Genomic DNA, 18,546 nt, shown 5'->3' with positions numbered 1-18,546 from the left:
CCTCGCCTCCGACGACGCCGCCGCCGACCGACGACCCGACGACGCCGCCGCCGACCGACGACCCGACGACGCCGCCGCCCACGGACGACCCGACGACGCCGCCGCCCACGGACGACCCGACGACGCCGCCGCCCACGGACGACCCGACGACGCCGCCCACCGAGGAGCCGACGGAACCGCCGGTCACGGAGGAGCCGACGGAACCGCCGGCCGAAGAGCCGGACGGCGTGTGCCCGGAGGACGGCACGGGCGTCGACCCAGCGACGGGCGAGGTGATCGACCCCGACTGCGAGACACCGACGGACGAGCCGTCCACGGAGGCGCCGGCCATCACGAGCTCCCCGTCGCCCACCGAGGACTCCTCGCAGTCGCCGACCGACGCGGAGACGCCGAACACCGCGACGCCCACGCCGCGGGAGTCCAGCGGCCGCCGTCGCTGGCTCGGGCGCACCGGCCGCTGACCCCCGCCTTCCGCCGCGGCTTTGCGCCGCCGCGGCTTTGCGCCGCCGCGCGCCAACGTTGATCTTGGAGTTGTTCGGCAATTGCGGGACGAAATGTCCGATAGTTGCCCGAAGAACTCCAAGATCAACTCGGGTGAGCGGTGCCGGCAGGGTAGTCGTCAGCGTGAGAGTCGCGGCCCGGCGCGCCGAGGCGCTCGCGGGCCAGCCCCCACAGCACGATCAGCCCGGCGGCGACCAGCCCCGGTACCAGCACCTCGGCCAGCGTCGCCGCCCACAGCTCGACGACCAGCACGTACCCCGCCAGCACCAGCCACAGTACGCCGGTGGTCCAACGGTCGCGCTGCGCCAGATGCGCGTACACCAGCAGGTGGGCCAGCGCGTACAGCGCGCCGAGGCCGGCGAACCCGGGCACCCACGGCGCGACCTCGTCGTAGGACGGGCCGGCCACGACCTCGACGGCGGGGTTCGCGAGCAGCCAGCACAGCACCGTCAGTGCCGCGCCGCAGGCCGCCACCGCCGCCACGCCGAGCGTGACCGCCGACCGCCGGCGAGCCGGGTCCGCCAGCGCGGGGAAGGCCAGCATCGGCACGAACTGCGGCAGCCAGAAGGCGATCTTGGTGAAGATCGAGCCGGCCGCGTAGAGTCCGCTGACCTCCGGTGGCAGCACGTGCCGGGCGAGGATCACGTCGATGTTCGTGAGGACGACAAAGCCCAGCAGCATCGCGCCCGACGACAGCGTCGCCCGGACGGCGAACCCGCCGCGCGGGGACAGCAGCGCCGGCGGCCGGGCGACCAGCCAGGCGACGACGCCCGCGGCGGCGAAGCCCAGCGCGATGCCGATCAGCGCGCTGGTCGCGGTCGGTTCCAGCGCCATGCCGACCAGCCCGCCGCCGACCCGCAGCGCCGCCTGGACCGTCACCATCGCCGCCAGCAGCCCGAACCGCTCGCGGCCCTGGATGATGCCCAGCGACGGCGCCGTCGCGGTCAGCGCCGCGATCGCCACCGCCGCGGCGGCCGCAGGGACCGGTGACGGCAGCTGCAGCACCGACTCGGCGGCCGGGCTCAGCGCCGTCAGGGCGACGCCGATGACGACGGCCAGGGCCAGTCCGGACCGGACCGCGGGAGCGACCGGCCGGTCGGTGGCCGCCGCGCGCGCCGTCGTCGCCTGGACCGCCAGCGCCGCGACGTTGCCGACGATGATCAGCGCGAGCAGCGCGCTGAACGCGCCGAACTCGTGCGGGCCGAGCCGCCGCGCGCCGGCCACCGTCAGCGCGTAGCCGAGCAGGTTGGCGACGCTGGTGCCGAGCGCGAGCAGCCCCGCGGAGCTGCGTCCGGCACCGAGCAGGCGTCTGGCAAGCGGCGGCACGCGCCCTATCGTGCCAGTCCGCCGCCACGGCCGGTCCCGGTTGCCCGGACTGCTACGGGTTACACCCTTTCTTCTTGCATGACCAAGTTTCTTGCCGGAAGTACTGGCGCATCTTGTTACTGGCTGGTAAGAACTCTCCTCATCGATGACGGCGGCCGCGGACGTTCGCCGGAGAGGATGCGATGAAGGGCTATTTCCTGCCAGGACTCTTCCTGGCCGTGGCGACCGGCGTACTGGTCTGGGGCGGCGAATGGCTCGGCCTCGAGTTGCAGCACGTCGCCCTGCTCGGAGCCGCCCTCGGCGGCGCGACCGGCGTGGTCCCGGACCGCGCGCCATGGGAGCGGGCGGCCGGCCTGCTGTCCGGCGCGGTGCTCGCGTGGATCGGCTATGCGCTCCGAGCGGCCTGGCTGCCGGACACCTCCGCGGGCCGCGGCGTCGCCGCCATGCTCGTCGTGCTCGCCTGCCTGCTCATCGCGTTCCTGACCAACGGCCGGCTGCCGCTGTGGTCGTTCCTCATCGGGGCGGCCGCGGTGGTCGGCGCGTACGAGGTCGCCTACACGGCCGCGCCGCCGGAGTTCGTCGAGACGTCGCCGACGGCGCTGACCACGGTGCTGCTGGCGGCGGCGTTCGGCTTCCTCGCCACCGTGTTCCTCGGCAACACGATCGAGGAGGAGCGGGCCCGCGAGCGCGGCCGGTACGGCTTCGACGACGAGCCCGACGCGGTGCGAGCCGACCCCGGCGAGCCGGTCGACGACACCGCGCGCGGCCCGTTCTGGGAAAGGGCGCTGCGATGAGCCGCCGGATCGTCGCGGCGGCCGTCGGCGCCGTCACCGTCGTCCTCGTGGCCGCGCCCACCGCGGCCGCGGACGTCGAGGTCACCAACACCGAGACCGTCCAGGTCTACCTGAACCCCGACGGCGGCGTGGACCGCGCCCGCGTCTACGACCAGCTCGACCTCACCGGCACCGGCAGCGTCGACCTGAGCAACCCGGTCACCACCGACGGCCTGCGCAACCTCGACGGCTTCGGTGACACCGACACCGAGGACGGCGAGGCGGTGCTGCAGACCGACGTCGACGGCGAGCAGCGCCGGCGTACCGTGTCGGACTTCGAGGGCGACCTGCCGCTGTCGGTGTCGGTGGAGTACCGGCTCGACGGCGAGGTCGTCGACGCGGACGAGGTGGTGGGGGAGTCCGGCGAGCTGGAGGTCCGCTACCGCGTCGTCAACGAGACCGGTGAGCGGCGTGAGATCGAGTACGACGACGGCACCGGCACCACGGTGACCGCCGAGGAGGAGGTCTACGTCCCCATGGTCGGGACGATGACCACGACTCTGCCGTCGTCGTTCACCGACGTCCGTTCCGGCGAGGCGAACATGGGCGGTGACGGCCGCGGCGGGACCCGGCTCACATACGCGCTGACGCTGTTCCCGCCGATCGGCTCGGCCGAGCAGGAGTTCGGCTACACCGCCGTCATCGAGGACGGCATCGTGCCGGAGGCCACGCTGTCGGCGCTGCCGGTGTCGCCGCTGGACAGCCCGACGTACGCGACCGGCGTCGCCGGGTACCAGGGCGGCATCGAGTCCGGCATCGAGCTCACCGCGGGCGCGCAGACCATCGACGAGAACCTGCTGCGGCTGCGCGACGGCGCGGCGGACCTGCTCGGCGGGCTCATCCAGCTGCGCGACGGCGCTCAGGAGCTGAGCACCGGGCTGTCCGACCGGGCCGCGCCGGGCGCCCGCGACCTGGCCGACGGGCTCGGCGGGCAGCTGGCGCCCGGGGCGCGTGAGCTGCGGGCCGGCGCTCAGGAGTTCTACCAGGGCGTCAACGGCGAGCTGGCGCCGGGCGCGCAGCGGCTGGCGGACGGTGCCGGCGTGCTGGCCGACGGGCTCTCGTCCAGGCTGGTGCCCGGCGCCGGCCAGCTCGCCGACGGGGGAGCGGAACTCGCCGAGGGCCTGCAGGGCCGGCTCGCGCCCGGTGCGTCGCAGCTGGCCGACGGCGCGTCCGACGCGGCCGCCGGCGCCGGGCAGCTGGCCGAGGGACTGGAGACCGCCGGCGACCGCGCGCCGGAGCTGATCGGCGGCCTGGAGCAGGTGGGGTCCGGTTTGGACCGCGTCGACGCCGGCCTCACCCGGCTGTACGACGGCATCGGCGGGCTGCCCGAGCAGGCGCAGCCGCTGGCCGACGGCATCGACCGGCTGCGGGCCGGCATCGGCGCCGTCGACGCCGAGGGGACGCTGCTCGGCGGACTGGAGGAGATCCGGGTCGGGCTGGCGGAGCGTGCCGTCCCGGCGCTGCGGCAGATGGCCGACGGCGTCTACCACGAGTCCGACGACCGCGACGAGATGGGCGCCTACCAGCGGCTGGGCTGCGCCGTGCTGATCCTGCAGGACCTGCTCGAGCGCAAGGACTCCGGCTTCGACCCGGTCTGCTATGGCGACCAGCACGGGGCCATCACCGCCGGCCGGCTGCTGATCAAGCCGGAGTACGACCTGATCACCGAGCAGATCCTCGGCACGCTCGCCGAGGAGCTGGACAACGGACGCGGTGGCCTGCTGGAGCTGCACGACGGCCTCAACACGCTGGAGTCCGCTCTGACGAGCGACGACGGCGTCCTGCGCGGCCTGGTGCGGCTGCAGTGCGGCCTGTCCAACCGGTCCGCCGACGTCTGCGACCGAGATGAGCCCGGGCTGCTGCAGGGCCTGAACCTGCTCGACGAGGGCGTCGGGCAGCTCGTCAGCGGCGTGGTCGGCTCGGTGCAGGGCGGCATCGGGGAGCCGGACGACACCCCGGCCGACGAGACGCTGCGCGGCGGCGTCAACGGCCTCAGCGACGGCGTCGACCAGATCATCGCCGGCGGCAACGCGCTGGTCGCCGGGCTGATGCAGCTCACCGGCGGCGCGCACCAGCTGCACGACGGCAACCTGCGGATCTCCGACGGCGCCGGTCAGCTGGCCGCGGGCGCGGCCGAGGCGGCCGACGGCGCGGGCCGGATCGCCGACGGCGCCGGGCAACTGGAGGACGGCGCCCGCGAAGCCGCCGACGGCGCCGGGCAGATCTCCGACGGCGCGGGACAGCTCGCGGACGGTGCCGGGGCCGCGGCGGACGGTGCCGGGCAGATCGCCGACGGCGCCGGCCGACTGGCCGACGGCGCCGACGAGGCCGCCGTCGGGGCCGGGGTGCTCGCCACGGGGCTGGAGGACGCCGCCGACGGCTCCGTCCAGATCTACGACGGCCTGCTCCAGGCCACGCAGGGCGCGCCGCAGCTGGTCGACGGCGCCGAGCGGCTGTCCGCCGAGGGCACGTCGCAGCTGGTCGAGGCCGGGCAGACGACCGCCGCTGACTTCGGCACCCGGTACGCCCTGCTCGAGGCCGGCGCCGATCGCGCCAAGAACGAGCCGCTCGTCAACGGCGCGCCGGACGGGGCCACGCTGAAGACGGCGTTCACGTTCGAGATCCCGGAGGTGAGCGGCGAGGGCGGCCGCAACCTCACCCGCGGCGTGGTGGCGCTCGGCGTGTTCGCAGCGGCGGCCGCCGCCGCGACGTTCGTCCGCAGCCGCCGCACCTGACCCGCCGGGGTGGCCGTCCGTCCCCCGCGGCCGGCCGCCCCGCGGCGACCCCCGTCCTACACGCCCCCCCGAGAAGTTGATCTTGGAGCAACCGAGGAGTTCCCGGGCGAAATGTCCGATTGATTCCACGGTTACTCCAAGATCAACTCCGTTGGGGTGTGCGGAGGGGCTCACCTGGCCGAATCGGCCGTACGGCGGAGGCCACACCGTTATGCTCGCCGCAAGGTCGAGCAGGCGGGGAGGAGTTGGTGTGAGCGCCCCGCAGTCCGACCTTTCGACGACCACCTCGGGCGCCATTCCCGCACAGCGCACCGCTCCGGCCGACGCGCCGCCGGACAGCGGGGCCAAGCACAGGCGGGCGCACCGCGGCGACTGGATCCTGCTGACGTGGTGCGTCCTGCTCACCGTCGTCATGCTCGGGCCGCTGGCAGCGCCCGGGTACGTCCTCTCCTACGACATGGTCGCGGTGCCCGACCAGGCGCTGCTGCCGTCGTCCGTGGGGCTGAGCAGCGCGGTGCCGCGGGCCGTCCCGCTCGACGCGGCCGTGGCCGTCCTCGACACCGTCCTCACCGGCCAGCTGCTGCAGAAGCTGGCGCTGGCCGGCATCGTGCTCGGCGCGGCGCTCGGGGCCGGGCTGGCGCTACCGAAGGTCCGGACGGGCACGCGGCTGGTCGCGGCGTCGGTCTACACCTGGAACGCCTACGTGTTCGAGCGGCTGGTCATCGGGCACTGGCCGACGCTGATCGCGTACGCCGCGCTGCCGTGGCTGCTGATCCTCGGCCGCCGGGTCCGCCGCGGCCGCACGTCCGCGGTCGCGCCGAGTCTGCTGCTCGTCGGGGCGTCCTCCCTGACGCCGACCGGCGGGCTGCTCGCGGCGGCGCTCTTCGGCGCGTTGGTGCTCGCCCCAGGCGGCCGTCACGGCAGCCGGACGCGCGCCATCAGTGCCGTCGCCGTCCTCGCGCTCCAGGCGCCCTGGGTCGTCCCGTCCGTCCTGCGCCCCGACCCGGCCGTCTCCGACCCGTCCGGCGTCGCCGCCTTCGCCGCCGCGTCCGACTCGCCGCTCGGGCTGCTCGGCAGCCTGCTCACCCTCGGCGGCATCTGGAACGAGGGCGCCGTCCCGGACAGCCGGGCGCTGCCGTCCGCGGTGGCCCTGACGATGGTCGTGCTGGTGCTCGCGGTCCTCGGTGCGACGGAGCTGCGCCGGCACCTGGGCCGCGCGGAGCTGGCGACGACCGGCGCGCTGGCCGCCGCCGGGCTCGTCGTCGCGGTGAGCAGCGCGCTGCCCGGCGGCGACGCCGTTCTGGAATGGCTGGTGTCGGAAATCCCCGGCGGCGGGCTGATCCGCGACGGTCAGAAGTTCCTCGCCTGGAACGCGCTGCTGGTCGCACTCGCGGCGGCCGCCGGCGCCGCCCGGCTGGCGCGCGCCGCCGCGAACCGGAACACCGCGGCCGCGGTCACGCTGGTCGCGGCCGTGCTCCCGATCGCCGCGCTGCCCGACCTCGCCTGGGGCGCGGCCGGCCGGCTGGAGCCGTCCCGGTACCCGCAGGAATGGGCCGACGTCCGCGCCACCCTGCGCGCCGCCGACGGCGATGGTGACGTCGTCGTGCTCCCGTACCAGCCGTTCCGCCGGTTCCCGTGGGCCGGCGACCGGGCGGTGCTCGACCCCGCGCCACGCTACCTCGGCGTCGAGGCCGTCGTCCCCGACGCGCTGCCGGTCGGCGGCGACACCGTCGTGCCGGGGGAGGACCGCCGGGCCGCGGAGCTCGCCGCGGCCCTCGACGGCGACGACCCCGCGCGGGACCTGGCCGTCCTCGGCGTCGGCTGGGTCGCCGTCGAACGCGACACCCCGGGCACCATTCCGGACGGACTCCTCGAAGCGCTCGAATCGGTCGAAAGCAACGGCGTGCTCGACCTCTATCGCGTTCCGGGCGCCATCGGCACATGGACCCGTATTCCGCCCGCTCCGCCAGTCATCGCCGCCGATATCATCTTTTCGGTCATTCTCATCGGCGCATCGGCTGATGTTGCCCGAATCGCCTTCTCTCGACGGCGGCGGTCGTTACGCTCCCAAGCGTCGTGATTTTCGCACCGCTCGAGGAGTGCTTTCGTTCATGGGCAATTTCGGAGGCGTTGTCGCCGCCATTGTGGGAGTGGTGCTCGCCGGTCTGACCGTCGTCACCGCCGTGAACGTCAGCCAGCCGGGCGACGCCGATGACGTCAGCCACGAAGAGCTGATCAACTACGACGACAACTGACCCGGCGTCACCACGACATCATGAGGGAGACCCTGGTCGAGCCGCGCCCATTGCGCGTCGTGCTGCTCAACTGGCGCGACACCACCCACCCGGAGGGTGGCGGCTCGGAACGCTACGTGGAGAACGTCGCCGTCGGCCTGGCCGCCGCCGGGCACGACGTGACGTTCTTCTGTGCGGCCCATCCGGGCGCGCCGAAGGTGGAGCGGCGCGACGGCTACCGGATCGTCCGGCGCGGCGGGAAGTTCACCGTCTACGCCCACGCGGTCCGGATGCTGGCCAGCGGGGCACTCGGGCGGCCCGACGTCATCGTCGACGTGCAGAACGGGATCCCGTTCTGGAGCCGCCTGGCCGTCCGGTGCCCCGTGGTCGTCCTCGTCCACCACGTCCACCGCGAGCAGTGGGGGGTCGTCTACGGCCCGGCCACCGCCCGGCTGGGCTGGTGGCTGGAGTCCCGGCTCGCGCCGCGCGTGTACCGGCGCTCCCGTTACGTCACCGTCTCGGAGATCACCCGGACGGAACTCGCCGCGCTCGGGGTCGGTCCCGAGCGAGTGGACGTCGTCCACAACGGCACCGCGCCGGCGCCGGCCACGACGACGCAGCGGGCGGACGCCCCCCGCATCTGCGTCCTCGGCCGCCTGGTGCCGCACAAGCGGGTCGAACACGCCCTGCAGGTCGCGGCCCGGCTCCGCGAGAGCCGGCCCGGCCTGCGGGTGAGCGTCATCGGCGACGGCTGGTGGTCCGACCGGCTGACCGCCGAGGCGAAGCGGCTGGGCGTCGACGACATCACCGATTTCCTGGGCTTCGTCGACGAACGGGCCAAGCACGAGGAGCTGGCCCGCAGCTGGCTGATGCTGGCGCCGTCGGTCAAGGAGGGTTGGGGCCTCACCGTCGTCGAGGCGGCCCAGCACCAGGTGCCCACCATCGGCTACCGCAGCGCCGGCGGCCTGGCCGAGTCGATCGTCGACGGCGTCACCGGCCTGCTCGCCGACGACCTGGACGGGCTCACCGCCGCCACCGACGAGCTGCTCGCCGACGGCGTCCGGCGCACCGCGCTGGGCCGGGCGGCCGCCGCCCGCGCCGCCACGTTCACCTGGGACCAGACGGTCCGCTCGTGGGACGCGCTGCTGCGCCGCACCGTCGGGGAGGCGACCGCCGAGCGGTCCGCCCGCCGGGTCGCCGCCGTCAGCGTCGGCGTCCCGCTGGACCCGCACCGGCCGCCCGTTCCGGCCCACGGCACCCCGTTCTTCCGCCAGTCGTGACGAATCGGCACAACCATCCCGATCAATGCGGTAATTTGCCGACGTGCTCCTGAGCGATTCCCACGACCGGGCCACCCTGAGCCGTTCGGTCCGGTTATTCCGGGCATTCCTCGCCGAACAGCGTGACCCCGACCATTTCTATGGAGTGCTGGCCGCTGATTCGGTTAGGCAATTGTCCGATTATGCCGATTTGCGGGGAGCGCTGGTGCTCGACGTCGGCGGCGGGCCGGGATATTTCCGCGACGCGTTCGACCGGGCCGGCGCCCGCTACCTCTCCGTCGACAGCGACCTCGGCGAGCTGTCCGCCCGCGGCAGGCCCGAGCCGGGCAGCGTCATGGGCAGCGGCATGGCGCTGCCGATCCGGGACGACGCCGCCGACGTCTGCTACTCCTCGAACGTCCTCGAGCACGTGCCGGACCCGTGGAGCATGGCCGAGGAGATGCTCCGGGTGACCCGGCCCGGCGGCGTCGTCTTCCTGTCCTTCACCGTCTGGCTGTCGCCGTGGGGCGGGCACGAGACCGCTCCCTGGCATTACCTCGGCGGCGAGACCGCCGCTCGCCGGTACGCGCGGCGACACGGGCACGACCCGAAGAACCGGTACGGCACCAGCCTGTTCCCGGTCTCCGTCGCCGACGCGCTGCTGTGGGCCCGGAACACGCCGCACGGGCAACTGCTCGACGCGTTCCCGCGCTACCACCCGTGGTGGGCGCGCGGCGTGGTGCGGGTGCCTGGCCTGCGCGAGCTCGCGACGTGGAACCTCGCGGTGGTGCTGCGCCGCCGATGACCGACCACCGCAGCGCGCCGCGCCGCCGCCTGCCGGCGTGGCGGCTGCCCTTCGTCCGCGGCGCTTCGCGCCGTCGCCTGCCGGCGTGGCACGTGCAGCTCGCTGCCTGCTGCCTCGGGCTGGTCGCCCTGGCCTTCCGGCAGGCGCCCGGGAAGATCGTCCCGGACACCAAGCTCGACCTCACCGCCGACCCGGCCGGGTTCCTGCAGCGGGCGCTGCACCTGTGGGAGCCGGCCGCCGCGTTCGGGCAGCTGCAGAACCAGGCCTACGGCTACCTGTGGCCGATGGGGCCGCTGCACCTGGCCGGCGACGTCGCCGGCCTGCCCGCGTGGATGGTGCAGCGGCTGTGGTGGTCGCTGATCCTGGTCGCGGCGTTCCTCGGCGTCGTGCGGCTGGCCGGCGAGATGGGTATCGGCCGGACGTGGACCCGGCTGCTCGGCGGCCTGGTCTACGCACTGGCGCCGCGGATCCTGGTCTCGCTCGGGGCGGTGTCGATCGAGGCGTGGCCGACGGCGCTCGCTCCGTGGGCGCTGATCCCGCTGGTCCGGGCCTGGCGCGGCGGACCGGTCGTGCGCAACGCGGCGCTGTCCGCGCTGGCCGTCCTGTGCATGGGCGGGGTCAACGCGGCCGCCACCGCTGCCGCCGTCGTACCAGCCGGGCTCTGGCTGCTGCTGGCGCCGCACTGGCCCGGACGGTGGCGGTTCGCGGCGTGGTGGGCAGGCTGCTGCGCCGCGGTGACGGTGTGGTGGTGGGTGCCGCTGCTGCTGCTCGGCGCGCACAGCCCGCCGTTCCTGGACTGGATCGAGACGGCCGGCAACACCACCCAGCACACGTCGCTGATCGAGGTGCTGCGCGGCAACGACCACTGGTTGTCCTACCTGTCGGTGGCCGGCGGCCCGCAGTGGCCGGCCGGCTGGTTGCTGGCCAGCGAGCCGGTGCTGATCCTGCACACGGTGCTGATCGCGGCGATCGGGCTGGGCGGGCTGGCGCGGCGGGACATGCCCGGGCGCCGGGTCTTCCTCACCGGCGCGCTGCTGGGACTGGCGCTGGTGTCGGCGGGATACGTCGGCGCCGCGGCCGGCCCGCTGGCGGCGACGGTGCGCGACCTGCTCGACGGGCCGCTGGCGCCGTTCCGCAACGTGCACAAGTTCGACGTCGTGCTGCGGCTGCCGCTGGCGCTCGGGCTGGCGCACGCGCTGGCGTCGCTGCGGGTGCCGGCCATCTCGGTGCGCCGGTTCCGGATGCTCGTCGTCGGGCTCGCGGTGGTGGTGATCGCCGGGGTGGCGACGCCGGCGCTGGCCGGACGGCTGCCGCAGGCGGGCTCATACGACGAGATCCCCGGCTACTGGCACGAGGCGTCGGACTGGCTGGACGAGAACGCCGCCACCGGCCGGGCGCTGCTGGTGCCCGGCACGTCGTTCGCCGAGTACACGTGGGGCGCGCCGCGCGACGAGCCGCTGCAGGCGCTGGGCGACGCCCCGTGGGCGGTCCGCGACTCCGTTCCGCTCTCGTCGGCGGGCAACATCCGGCTGCTGGACGCCGTCGAGACGCGGCTGGCGGCCGGCGAGGGCGGCGCCGGCGTCGTCGACGCGTTGCGCCGCGCGGGCGTCACCCACCTGGTCGTCCGCAACGACCTCGACCGGTCGCGCACCGACGCGCCGCGCGCCGCGCTCGTCCACCAGGCCATCGCGGCGCTGCCCGGCGCGGAGCGGGTCGCGACGTTCGGCCCGCAGGTCGGCGCCGCGGACGACCCCGCGGCCGCGTCGGACTCGCGGCTGGACGTCCAGTACCCGGCCGTCGAGGTTTTCGCGATCGCCGACCCCGAGGTCGAGGAGCACCGCGTCCACGCCTATCCGCTGGACGGCACGCTGCGGATGTCCGGCGGCCCGGAGTCGCTGCTGACGGCGGGCGACGCCGGGCTGCTGGACGGACGGGCCGCGTTCGTGGCCGGCGACGGCGCGGGGATCGCGGACCCGCACCCGGTCCCTGTCGTGACCGACGGGCTGCGCCGGCGGGCGGTCTGGTTCGGCGCCAGCCGCGACAACACCACCGAGGTGCTGCGGGCCGGCGAGGACGGTGGGCTCGGCCGGGTGGTGCGCGACTTCCTACCGGCCGAGGTACGCACCTCAGCCGAGGACGGATATGTCGCAGCCGACGACCCCTCTCGCGAGACCGTCGCCGTCGTCGGCGGAGTGGAGTCGGTGATGGCGTCGTCGTCCGGCTCGGATCCGCGGGCGACGATGGCGCGCGGCGCGGAGAACTCGCCGTGGGCCGCCGTCGACGGCGAACTCGGGACCAGCTGGGTGTCGGGGGAGTACGGCAGCGCCGTCGGGCAGTGGCTGGAGCTGCGGTTCGACGAGCCACGCCGCGTCTCGTCGGTGGAGCTGACCCCGCTCACCGGCGGGCCGGTCAGCGCGCCGATGCAGCGGGTCGCCGTCCAGACCGACACCGGCGTCCTGGAGAGCGACCTGCAGCCCGGCAGCGACGCCCAGGTGCTCGCCGTCCCGTCCGGCGAAACCAGCACGCTGCGGGTGACCGTCGTCGCCGTCGGCGAGGGCACCGTCAGCGGCGTCGGCATCCGTGAGCTGGCCGTCCCCGATCTGAAGGTGACCCGGACGCTCCAGGTGCCGGCCGTGACCGAGGCCGACCTCGGCGGCTCCGCGTCCGGCGAGCCGGCACCGGCCACCCTGGTCTTCGCCGTCGCCGACGGCCGCCGCGGCGAGTGCGTCGGGACGACGTCCGGCGACACCGAAGTGGAGCGGTGCGCCCGGCAGCTGGCGCGGCCCGGTGAGGAGCACCGCGACCTGCGCCGCAGCGCCGACCTCGCCGCCGCAGCGGACTACGAGGCCGAGCTGGCGGCGCGGCCGCGGGCCGGCCGCGCGCTGGAGGAACTGCTCGCGCCCGACTCCGACGCGATCGTCGCGACGGCCAGCTCCCGCGCCGTCGCCGACCCGCGGGGACGGCCGCAGGCCGCCGTCGACCACGACCCCGGCACCGGCTGGGTGGCCGCGCCCGGCGACGAGACGCCGTCGCTGACCCTGACCTGGGGGCCGCGGCGCACCGTCGAGGGCCTGCGGCTGGAGGTCGAGCCGTGGCTGGCGGCGTCGCCGCCGAGCCTGGTCGAGGTGCGCGCCGGTGAGGCACGATTCCAGGCGAGCGTCGGCGACGACGGCACCGTCACGTTCCCGGAGCCGGTGCGCACCGACGAGCTGACCATCCAGATCGTCGAGGTCGCCGAGGTGGAGGACCGCGACCCCGCGTTCGGGCTGCGTTCGGTGCTGCCGGCGGGGGTCTCCGAGGTCCGGGTGCTCGGTGCCGACGACCTCCGGCTGCCGGTCGACGAGGACCGCGAGGTGGCCATCGCCTGCGGCGACGGCCCGCCGCTGGTGATCGACGGTGCCGAGGTGACCACGCGGCTCGAGACGACGGTCGGGGACCTGCTGCACGGGCGGCGGCTGGACGTGCTGCCCTGCGGCGACGGCGCCGGTCCCGTGCCGCTGGACGAGGGGACGCACATGGTCGTCGTCCGGGCGACCGGCGCCGTCCGGCCGGAGTCGGTGACGCTGCGGCCGGTGGACGAGCCGCCGGCGCCGCCGCCGTCGCTGGACGTCACGGTGCAGACCTGGGGCGCGGCCGAGCGCGAGGTCGTCGTGCCGGCCCGCGACCAGCCGGCCGTCCTCGCCGTCGCGGAGAACCTCAACACCGGCTGGGAGGCGACGCTGAACGGCGAGTCGCTGGAGCCGGTGCGGCTGGACGGCTGGGCGCAGGGGTTCGTGCTGCCGGTCGGCGCGGCCGGCGTCGTGCGGTTGAGCTACGGGCCGGATCAGCCGTACCGGTGGGCGCTGCTGGCCGGGCTGGGCGCCGTGCTGATGGTCGGCGTGCTCGCCTGGCGGGGGACGAGGGTGCCCGCGGCGCCGGCGCCGGTGCCCGCGCAGCGCGCCCCGGGCGAGGCCGTCCCCGCCGGCGCGGGCGGCGGGCGGCGGCGTCGGACCGTGCCGCTCGGGGCGGCTGCGCCGTTGCGGCCGCCCGTCGCCGCCCGGCCGCTGGCCCGGCATCGCCGGCAGCGGGCCGCACCGGTCATCCTGCTCGGCGCCGTCGTGATGGTCCTGCTCGGCGGGGCCGCCGGGCTGGCCGCGGCCGCCGTCGGCGCCGTCGTCCTCCTCTCCGGGCCCAGCCGGCCCTGGCTGACCCGGCTGGCGCCCGCGCTGGCCGCCGGCGCGATCCTGCTGGCCGGCTTCGTCGTCGCGCTGCGGCCCTGGCCGGGACCGTCGCCGGGGGCGCACTCGGGCCTCGCGCAGGTCCTGGTGCTGATCGGGATCGCGCTCGCCGTCATCGGCTCGGTCGCCTGGCAGCGCGCCGGCACCGTCCCCGAGGACGACGAGTACGTGCGGATCGACGCGATGTTCGACCCCGCGGCGAATGGCTCCCCGCCCGCCGGGTACCGGCCGACGGTAGGGACAGCCGAACCCGAGAACGGGAGGGAGCCGTCATGGCCGAGCGAATCGACGGCACGAGGGTCGCGGTCCTCGTCGCGAACGAAGGGGTCGAGCAGGTCGAGCTGACCGAGCCCTGGAAGGCGATCGAGAACGCCGGCGGCCGTCCGGCGCTGATCGCCCCCGAGCGTGGCGAGGTGCAGGCGTTCAAGCACCTCGACAAGGGCGACACGTTCCCCGTCGACCAGCCGCTCTCCGAGGCCGGCGCGGACGACTACGACGCGCTCATGCTGCCCGGCGGCGTCGCCAACCCCGACCAGCTGCGGATGTCGCCCGACGCGGTGACGTTCGTGAAGGCGTTCTTCGCAGCCGGCAAGCCGGTCGCGGCGATCTGCCACGCACCGTGGACGCTGGTCGAGGCCGACGTCGTGCGCGGCCGCACGCTGACGTCGTGGCCCAGCCTGCAGACCGACATCCGCAACGCCGGGGGCAACTGGGTCGACGAGAAGGTCTGCACCGACCAGGGCCTGGTCACGAGCCGCAAGCCCGACGACCTCCCGGCCTTCTGCGCGAAGATGGTCGAGGAGTTCGCCGAGGGCCGGCACCCCGCCCAGGCCTCGTCCGTCTCCTGACACCGCGGCGGCGTCGCGACGCCAGGCATCGCTGATCATCGAGGAGCGGGCATGAACGGGGGGCGATGTTGCCGAGTGGCATGCACGGGCCCGGATCGGAAGGTAGGTTCACGAGGAGCCCCCGTGCCGCCCCGGGGCCGCGCCCGGCGGTGGTCGACGCGGGCCGCGGAGACCCCGATCCGAGGAAGGCGTGTCCATGCGGCGCAGTATCGGCCTGGTCCTGGTGGGACTGGGCGTGTTGATGGTGGTGCTCGCGCCGATGTCCCGCTGGTACGCGTATCCGCGGCTGGCGGTCGTCTCCAACGACGTCGCCGAACGGGTGTCCACCGGCGCCGACGTCACCGTCCTCGACCTCGGTGCCGTCGTGCGTCAGGACGCTGAGGTCGAGCGCGTCACCGACGTCCGCTCCGTCCGCCGGATCATCCCCGACCAGGGCGACAGCACCGGCGACACCGCCGTCTGGGACACCAGCGTCACCACGTTCGACGAGCTCGGCTCCGGCGCGACCCCCGAGGAGAACGTCCTCTCCTACTTCGAGGAGCGGGTCGCGTTCGAGCGGCACTCCGCCGAGGCCGTCGACGGCCACCACCAGTACTACACGCCCACCGGCGAGCGCGCCGACCGCGTCGAGGTCGACCACGCGGGCTACTACTTCAAGCTGCCGTTCGGCACCGAGCAGCGGTCGTACCCGTTCTGGGACTCCACCATCCAGGACACCCGGCCGATGGAGTTCCAGAGCGAGGCCACGATCGAGGGCCTTCCGGTCTACGTCTTCCAGCAGATCATCGAGCCGACGCCGGTGTCGGCGCTGGAGATCCCCGGCGCCCTGTTCGGCCAGGCCGGCTCGATCGTCGCCGACCGCATCTACAGCAACACCCGCACCATCTGGGTCGAGCCGCACACCGGCGCGATCATCAAGGGCCAGGAGGAGCAGGACTCCTACCTCGACTTCGAGGGCACCCGCGGCCCGACGATCGTCCAGGGCACGCTCGCCTACACCGACGACCAGGTGTCCGCCAACGTCGACGAGTTCTCCTCCAGCGCCGACCGTCTCGAGCTCGTCCGCGACACCGTCCCGGTGGCCGCGGCGGCCGGCGGTCTGGCGTTCGTGATACTCGGGCTGCTGCTCGCCCGCCGCGGCGCCTATGCGGGCAAGCGGCGGGCGCCCGTCGCGGACGATGCCGGCGGGCCCGGCGGGCCGGGGTCTGGTGGGCCCGGCGGGTCTGTTGCCGCGGAGCCGCGACTGCACAGCGAAACCGCGTCCGGCACCGGATCGGCGGCGCAGGCCGACCAGTTCGCCCCGGCCGCCGAGTACGCCGAGCCCGAGCCGGCCGACTACCTCGCCCGAGCCGGCCAGAACCCGGAAGAGCAGCCACTGGACGAGCGGACGCCCGGGCCGCTGCCACGCCGCCGTCCCCAGCCGTCGGCCGTGCGGCCGCCGGTGGGCCGGCCGCACGTGCAGGCGCCGTCGACCCCGTCGTTGCTCGGCCAGTCGCCGGCGGGGCAGGCGCTGACCAGCCCGCTCGCGCCGGACCAGCCCCCGGCCGGCCACACCGGCCGGTCGCAGGACGACCGGTTGCCGGCGGTCCAGCCGTCGGGCGGCTCCGCCGAGTCCCCGCAGCTGGAGCAGACCCGCGCCGACCTCGCCCGGCTCGAGCAGGCGCGCGCCGAGCTGGATCGGTTCGCCCAGGAGCACCCCGACCTCGCCGGATCCGACCGGCCCGCTGCGGAAACACCCGCCCCAGCGTCGCCCGATCCAGAACCGGCCTCCGCCGAGCCGCGGTCCGCCGGGTCAGAGCCCCTGACGGCCGCCGCACCCGCCCAGGGCCGACGCCGCGCCCGCGACGACGACGGCCTGTTCGACGAGTTCGACGACGACGGCCAGTCGGCGGGCAGCCTCCACCGCTACTGAGCCGGTCGCCGCACCCGCGTCCATGCGCGCCACCCGTCGCTGCCTGCGCGGATACGACGACCCGCCGGGCCGGGCAGGAGGAGTATCCTGGTGCCCACCGACGAACGGGGGCCTGACGCCCGGTGACCCCATAGCTGAATCCGCCGCCGTGATCAACTCGCGACCTTCCGCCAATTGACCCTGGTCGTCGCGGGCAGGTAATCTGTGTGTGCGCTGTGGGCCTGCGCGAACCTCGGACGGAGCAGGCTCGCGCTCGTTATTGTCGGTTGGCGGCACAGGGGAACTTAGGACCTGGTCGGTGATGGCACAGCGATCCAAGGGTCCTGGCGCGCACGCTTCAACCGAACCTTGTCCGGAGTCCCCTTCCACATGACGAGCAGCATCGAGGCCGAGACGCCTACCTCGACGGCCCCTAGGACGACCACGCAGGTCGCGGTCAACGACATCGGGTCCGAGGAAGCCTTCCTCGCCGCGATCGACGAGACCATCAAGTACTTCAACGACGGCGATATCGTTTCCGGTACCGTCGTCAAGGTCGACCGGGACGAAGTCCTGCTCGACATCGGCTACAAGACCGAGGGCGTCATTCCCTCGCGTGAGCTGTCCATCAAGCACGACGTCGATCCATCCGAGGTCGTGTCGGTCGGCGACGACGTCGAGGCCCTCGTCCTGCAGAAGGAGGACAAGGAAGGCCGCCTGATCCTGTCCAAGAAGCGCGCCCAGTACGAGCGCGCCTGGGGCAAGATCGAGGAGATCAAGGAGGCCGACGGCGTCGTTTCCGGCACCGTCATCGAGGTCGTCAAGGGCGGCCTCATCCTCGACATCGGTCTCCGCGGCTTCCTGCCCGCGTCGCTGGTCGAGATGCGCCGGGTCCGCGACCTCCAGCCGTACGTCGGCAAGGAGATCGAGGCCAAGATCATCGAGCTGGACAAGAACCGCAACAACGTGGTCCTGTCCCGCCGGGCGTGGCTCGAGCAGACGCAGTCCGAGGTCCGGTCGACCTTCCTGCAGACCCTGCAGAAGGGGCAGATCCGCTCCGGCGTGGTCTCCTCGATCGTCAACTTCGGCGCGTTCGTCGACCTCGGCGGCGTCGACGGTCTGGTGCACGTCTCGGAGCTCTCCTGGAAGCACATCGATCACCCGTCCGAGGTGGTCGAGGTCGGCCAGGAGGTCACCGTCGAGGTGCTCGACGTCGACATGGACCGCGAGCGCGTGTCGCTGTCGCTCAAGGCCACCCTCGAGGACCCGTGGCAGCAGTTCGCCCGGATCCACCAGATCGGCCAGATCGTGCCCGGCAAGGTCACCAAGCTCGTCCCGTTCGGCGCGTTCGTCCGCGTCGAGGACGGCATCGAGGGCCTCGTGCACATCTCCGAGCTGGCCGAGCGCCACGTCGAGGTGCCCGAGCAGGTCGTCACCGTCGGCAAGGACGTCATGGTCAAGGTCATCGACATCGACCTCGAGCGTCGCCGCATCTCGCTGTCGCTGAAGCAGGCCAACGAGGGCGACACCGCCGCACACGTCAGCGAGCACTTCGACCCGACGCTGTACGGCATGGCGGCCGACTACGACGACCAGGGCAACTACAAGTACCCCGAGGGCTTCGACCCGGAGACCAACGACTGGCTCCCCGGTTACGAGAAGCAGCGCGAGGAGTGGGAGCGGCAGTACGCCGAGGCCCACGCTCGCTGGGAAGCACACAAGTCCCAGATCGAGAGCGCGCAGGAGGCCGACGCCGAGGCGAAGGTCGACAGCCCGTCCACGTACTCCTCGGGCGAGGACGACGAAGGCGCCGGCACGCTGGCGTCCGACGAGGCGCTCCAGGCGCTTCGCGAGAAGCTCACCGGCAACTGAGCCCATCGCATCGCGAGCCCCGCAC

11 protein-coding genes and 1 pseudogene are annotated in these 18,546 nt (G+C 74.1%); 11 read left to right on the top strand and 1 reads right to left on the bottom strand.

Going from position 1 to position 18,546, the window contains the following annotated elements; translation table 11 throughout:
• Window positions 1–461: pseudogene (locus E1262_RS30800) on the top strand (hypothetical protein); the annotation flags it as partial.
• A 124-nt stretch (window positions 462–585) separates the two neighbouring features.
• Here E1262_RS30800 and E1262_RS06165 read toward each other — a convergent pair.
• A complete protein-coding gene (locus E1262_RS06165) occupies window positions 586–1,827 on the bottom strand; it encodes a lipopolysaccharide biosynthesis protein (protein ID WP_132102238.1) in 1,242 nt (413 codons plus the stop codon).
• A gap of 182 nt (window positions 1,828–2,009) precedes the next feature.
• On the opposite strand from E1262_RS06165, the gene E1262_RS06160 reads away from it, so the two are divergent.
• From E1262_RS06160 to rpsA, 10 genes are all read left to right on the top strand, one after another.
• On the top strand, window positions 2,010–2,621 hold the full coding sequence (locus tag E1262_RS06160) for a hypothetical protein (RefSeq protein ID WP_132102237.1): 612 nt from the start codon (window positions 2,010–2,012) through the stop codon (window positions 2,619–2,621).
• Complete coding sequence (locus E1262_RS06155; RefSeq protein WP_132102236.1) at window positions 2,618–5,395, top strand: hypothetical protein; 2,778 nt, start codon at window positions 2,618–2,620, stop codon at window positions 5,393–5,395. Before E1262_RS06160 ends, E1262_RS06155 begins: the two co-directional genes overlap by 4 nt.
• A 250-nt stretch (window positions 5,396–5,645) precedes the next feature.
• Entirely contained in the window at window positions 5,646–7,475 is a 1,830-nt protein-coding gene (locus E1262_RS30205; protein WP_162605793.1) for an MmpA family trehalose lipid delivery protein, read from the top strand.
• A gap of 31 nt (window positions 7,476–7,506) precedes the next feature.
• Window positions 7,507–7,650: a hypothetical protein gene (locus E1262_RS30200; RefSeq protein WP_162605792.1), complete on the top strand. Its 144-nt coding sequence runs from the start codon at window positions 7,507–7,509 to the stop codon at window positions 7,648–7,650.
• A gap of 20 nt (window positions 7,651–7,670) precedes the next feature.
• Window positions 7,671–8,909: a glycosyltransferase family 4 protein gene (locus tag E1262_RS06145; protein ID WP_132102235.1), complete on the top strand. Its 1,239-nt coding sequence runs from the start codon at window positions 7,671–7,673 to the stop codon at window positions 8,907–8,909.
• Between the two features lie 49 nt (window positions 8,910–8,958).
• A complete protein-coding gene (locus E1262_RS06140) occupies window positions 8,959–9,693 on the top strand; it encodes a class I SAM-dependent methyltransferase (protein ID WP_132102274.1) in 735 nt (244 codons plus the stop codon).
• Entirely contained in the window at window positions 9,690–14,255 is a 4,566-nt protein-coding gene (locus E1262_RS06135) for an alpha-(1->3)-arabinofuranosyltransferase (RefSeq protein WP_132102234.1), read from the top strand. The genes E1262_RS06140 and E1262_RS06135 overlap by 4 nt, the downstream gene beginning before the upstream one ends.
• Window positions 14,183–14,758, top strand: coding sequence for a type 1 glutamine amidotransferase domain-containing protein (locus tag E1262_RS06130; RefSeq protein ID WP_132102233.1), 576 nt, complete (start codon window positions 14,183–14,185; stop codon window positions 14,756–14,758). The genes E1262_RS06135 and E1262_RS06130 overlap by 73 nt, the downstream gene beginning before the upstream one ends.
• Before the next feature lie 196 nt (window positions 14,759–14,954).
• The gene (gene pgfA, locus E1262_RS06125) at window positions 14,955–16,670 is read left to right on the top strand and encodes a cell envelope lipid trafficking protein PgfA (RefSeq protein ID WP_132102232.1); all 1,716 of its coding nucleotides are present in this window, start codon (window positions 14,955–14,957) and stop codon (window positions 16,668–16,670) included.
• Window positions 16,671–17,039: 369 nt separating this feature from the next.
• Window positions 17,040–18,521, top strand: a complete 1,482-nt coding sequence (rpsA, locus tag E1262_RS06120) for a 30S ribosomal protein S1 (protein WP_132102231.1) — start codon at window positions 17,040–17,042, stop codon at window positions 18,519–18,521.
• The last annotated feature ends 25 nt before the right edge of the window (window positions 18,522–18,546 follow it).

This window comes from Jiangella aurantiaca, from assembly GCF_004349105.1.
Taxonomy (GTDB): domain Bacteria; phylum Actinomycetota; class Actinomycetes; order Jiangellales; family Jiangellaceae; genus Jiangella; species Jiangella aurantiaca.
The sequence above is the reverse complement of the archived record's forward strand: the minus strand, read 5'-3'. Positions and strand labels throughout refer to the sequence as shown.